General features: G+C 76.9%; 1 protein-coding gene. It reads right to left on the minus strand.

All coding sequences use genetic code 11. From position 1 onward, the window contains the following. Positions 1-1437: DUF5719 family protein (locus AOK09_RS31265; protein ID WP_157876107.1), on the minus strand; the 1437-nt coding region annotated here is incomplete at its 3' end. Positions 1438-1461: the final 24 nt, after the last annotated feature.

Below are 1461 nucleotides of genomic sequence, written 5' to 3' on the forward strand. Positions count from 1 at the left end.
CACCCGGGCCGCCGCCACCGGTCCGCCGGACAGCGTCTCCACGGTGACCGCCCACGACCCCTTGACGCCCGGCGGTTCGGGAGCCGCCAGCGAGACGGTGCCGCCCGCCGGGAGCTGCACCTCCTTGACCGCCGGGGTGCCGCCGCCGCTTCCCGCGGACGAGGTCACCCTCACCTTGGCCGCGGCGCCCGTGGAGGTCAGGATCAGGGTTGAGCCGCCCCGCCAGTTCTCGGCCGAGGTGGCCCGGTCGCCCACCGGGGCGCTGCCCGCCAGCCAGGCCGCGTCGGTCCGGGTGCCCTTGCCGCGGTCCACCCGCAGCCCGGCCACCACCGGGGTGGAGTGCTTGGGGTCGGTGGGGCTCAGCCGCAGTGCCGCGGCCGTGCCGCGGGTCAGCGCGCCCAGGTCCACAGCGGACACCATGCCGCTCTTGACGTGCAGGGTCTCGTGCCCGGCCGGGGTGAACCAGCCGTTGGGCCCGGAGAGCTGCACCTTGAGGTCGGCGTCGTCGTCACCGGGGGCGAGCACCACCAGCCGGGCCGCGGTGAGGTCACCGGGCAGTCCGGGGATCACCGCGGTGCCGTCGGGGGTGGCGGAGGCCGGCAGCCAGTCGCTGCCCTTGGCGCCGTCCGAGGCGTGCAGGGCGGCGCCCACGCGGCCGGTCCTGGCCACCACGTTCACCACCAGGTCCGGTTCGGGGGTCCTGGTGAGGGTGGAGAGCAGCACCGGTACCGAGCTGCCCGGGGGCACCGTGAGACTGCCGGCGGTGCCGTCGTCGATCTCGCCCTTGGCCCCGTAGAGCACCAGGTCGACGATGGCGGACTGGTCCTCGTCGTTGGTGAGGTTGACGTAGTCCTCGCGGCCCGCCGCGGTGGACGCCCCCGCGAACCAGAAGCCGGTGCCGGAGGCGCCGCAGGTCAGGCCGGAGAGGCCGCGGCCGTGGGCGTCGGTCACCGCGGCCACGGCGGGGGCCGCGTCCCCGGTGGGGGCCTTGGCCGAGACCGGCGTCCCGGTCTTCCGCAGTGCGGCGCGCGGCGCGCCGGCCCCCTTGCCCGGTGCCTTCGCCGGCGGCTTGCCCGAAGCCTTGGGGGATGCCGTACCGGCCGGCTTGCCGCTGGGCGGCGTACTCGGCTGCGCCACCCCGGCGACATCGGTGAGGACGGCCTTGCCGGAGCCGGCCCCGGTCGCCGCGGGGGTCCCGGCCGAGCCGGAGTCGCCCGAGGGGGTGAAGGCGGTGTAGGTGGTGGTGCCGCTGAGTCCCTGCACGGGCTGCGGGCAGATCGCGGAGGTCCGCTCCACCCGGGTGTGCGTGGCGCCGGCGGGCCCGTCGGCCGGCGGGTGGGCGGGCGGGCGCAGCTCGGCGATGCCCAGCGCGGCGGCCAGCACCAGCGCGGCGGCCAGCAGCGATGCGGTGGTGGGGTTGGCGGTCACATTCCTCATCGCTCGTCAGCTCCCGGATCCGTC

Source organism: Peterkaempfera griseoplana (assembly GCF_001418575.1).
Taxonomy (GTDB): Bacteria; Actinomycetota; Actinomycetes; order Streptomycetales; family Streptomycetaceae; genus Peterkaempfera; species Peterkaempfera griseoplana.